Below are 2,742 nucleotides of genomic sequence, written 5' to 3'. Positions count from 1 at the left end.
GCGTGCCGTTTGCCACCGCGTGTATCGGCGTGCTGGGCTTGGGCTCGATGGCCGGGTCGTTGCTCGGTGGGCATTTGGCTGACAAAGTTGGACGGCGTGGCGTGATGTTGCTGGCGCTGTTCGGTGGCGCCGCGATTCTGATGTTGCTTTCGACGGTGACGAACCGTTGGTTGTTCATGCTGTCGGTCGGGGTGTTCGCCTTGGTGGCGGACCTGTATCGGCCGGCGGCCGCCGCGATGATCGCGGATCTCGTGTCGATCGATCGCCGACCGCACGCGTTCGCCCTGATGTACATCTCCGTCAATCTGGGGTTTGCGATCGCGCCACCGATCGGTGGGCTGCTGGCCGGTTACTCGTTCGAGTGGCTTTTCTGGATCGATGCCGCTTCGATGATCGCGTATGGCGGGATCATTGCGCTGACGATCGAAGAAACCCATCAACGTCGCGTGGCGGTCGAAGCGGAACCTTCGCGGTCGCCGCGCGGATCTTGGCTCAGGTCAGTCCGAACGATCGGATTGGATCTTCCGTTCCTGTCGTTTTGTATCTCGACCTTGTTGATCGCGTTGGTGTTTGTGCAAGGCTTGTCGACGCTGCCGATCTACATTCGGCAATTGGGTTACAGCAACTTGCAATTCGGATTGCTGATGTCCGTCAACGGGTTGTTGATCGTGGTCCTTCAATTACCGCTGACGCATTGGTTGTCTCGTTTTAACGCGATGACGATCGTGTTGATCGGTGGCGTGTTGATTTCGATCGGGTTCGGACTGACGGCCACCGGCAGCGGTCTGGTCTTTGTCGCGGTGTGCATCGCGATTTGGACGTTGGGCGAGATTCTTCAAGCCCCGTTCAACCAGGCGATCGTCACCGACATGGCGCCGGAGGAGTTGCGTGGCAGCTATCTGGGGATTTTTACGATGTGCTACGCATCGGCGTTGACGATCGGTGCTCCGATCGGCGGAGCGGTGTTGTACCGTTTCGGGCCGACGGCTCTGTGGACGGGCACGTTTGTCGTCGCGATGATCGCGGTGGCGGTGTACGGCTTGATCTATGCGTCGGTGACGCGTCGTGTGGCCAGGGTGGGGTAGGCAGGCGGGACGCTTAACTCACGTCGCCGAGATGTTGGCGGAGCCGTCGGAGGATGCGGCTGCGTGTTTGCCGAACCGTCGCCGGAGTGATGCCAAACTCTTCGGCGACGGTTGCCGACGGGATCTCGTCGATGACCGCACGCTCAAAGATTCGCCACGTCTTGTCTGCGAACTCGTGGCGGATCTGTTTCAATCCCCTGCCGAGTAGTTCATCGAGTTGATCGTCACCGGTCGGCTCTTCGTCGGGGATGGCAATCGGATCAGGGATGTCGCTCAGCGTCCGAAACGCCGTGCTTCCTCCATCGGCTCGGACGTGTCGCGCGTCGGCGCGGTGACGGTCCTTTGCCTTGTTGGACGTGATCGTCCACAACCACCCCCGGAATGAACCGCTGGGGTGCTTCGTTTCGAATTCTCCGATCGATCGCGCCACCGCGGCAAAAACCTCTTGCGTGCAATCGGCCGCGGCATGGGGATCCAGCCCACAGCGGCCGCACCAATGTGCGATCAAAGGGCCGTACAGATCCACCAGTTCGCTCCAGGCCAGCGGGTCACGCTCCCGGGCGCGACCGAGCAGGCTGGTTCGTGTGGCGTGTGAATCGGCGTTTTGAGAAACCACTGTCACACCCGGATCGTTCTAGGAAATAGCGGACCAATTGCGTGCATCAGTCTAAATGATGTTAGCATCGAATTGTCACACACTCCACCAAAGGCTGTCACCCCATCATGATCATGGCCAAGACCGACGCTTGTTTGAAAGCCAGTACGCTTCGTGATTACCTGGGCGGCTCCGTGGACGAATTCCAATCCGCCGCGATCGAATCGCATCTGGCGGTCTGTCAATCGTGCGAAGAAACGCTCGCATCGCTGGAGGGTGAAGGCGACACGATTGTGCGGCGGCTTCGCGCCGGATCGGTGGCAACCGCCGAATCGACTCCGCTGGATCCCGTCGTGCAGAATGCCTTGGATTCTTCGCGGATGCTCATCGGCGCAGACCAACCCAACCACTGCAATGTCGCTAACGCAATGATGGCACCGGGCAAGCGGATCGGGCCCTACGAGTTGCTGCGGCCGATCGGCCGCGGCGGCATGGGAACCGTTTACTTGGCACGTCATCGAGACCTCGGAAAACAGGTGGCGATCAAGGTGCTGCCGGCTGCGCCCACCGGTAACGACCAACGATTGGAGCGTTTCTTGCGTGAGATCCGCGCGGCCGGAAGTTTGGAACACGCATCGATCGTCAACGCGACCGATGCGGGGCAGCACGACGGCGTTCACTACTTGGCGATGGAATACATCGACGGATTGGATCTCAGCCAGGTCGCCCGTGCGGTGAAACTTTCCGTCGCCGACGCGTGCGAAGTCGTGCGTCAGGCCGCGCTCGGGTTGGCACATGCCCACGCCGAAGGCATCGTGCACCGCGACATCAAACCCTCGAATTTGATGTTGCGCCGCGATGGGGAAGTGAAGATTCTGGATTTCGGGCTCGCACAGGTAAGCCGCTGGGACGGCGAGTTGGCCGAATTAACGACGGTCGGTCAGCTGATGGGAACGCTGGATTACATGTCACCCGAACAAGCCGAGCAGCCGACCGCGGTCGACTATCGGGCCGATCTGTATTCACTTGGTGCGACGTTGTTCCGTCTGCTGGTCGGCCGAG

3 protein-coding genes are annotated in these 2,742 nt (G+C 60.4%); 2 read left to right on the top strand and 1 reads right to left on the bottom strand.

Annotation, left to right across the window (positions count from 1 at the left end):
• Window positions 1-1,085 (top strand): MFS transporter (locus ABX749_RS28565; RefSeq protein WP_372899030.1); only part of this gene is annotated, 1,085 nt, incomplete at its 5' end.
• 13 nt (window positions 1,086-1,098) lie between these two features.
• Here ABX749_RS28565 and ABX749_RS28560 read toward each other — a convergent pair.
• Window positions 1,099-1,707 (bottom strand): RNA polymerase sigma factor, encoded by a 609-nt coding sequence (locus ABX749_RS28560; protein ID WP_372899029.1) that lies wholly within the window; start codon window positions 1,705-1,707, stop codon window positions 1,099-1,101.
• A 107-nt stretch (window positions 1,708-1,814) separates the two neighbouring features.
• Here ABX749_RS28560 and ABX749_RS28555 point away from each other — a divergent pair.
• A partial coding sequence (locus tag ABX749_RS28555) for a protein kinase (RefSeq protein WP_372899028.1) occupies window positions 1,815-2,742 on the top strand: 928 nt, incomplete at its 3' end.

Source organism: Stieleria sp. (assembly GCF_041595215.1).
GTDB lineage: Bacteria > Planctomycetota > Planctomycetia > Pirellulales > Pirellulaceae > Stieleria > Stieleria magnilauensis.
The sequence above is the reverse complement of the archived record's forward strand: the minus strand, read 5'-3'. Positions and strand labels throughout refer to the sequence as shown.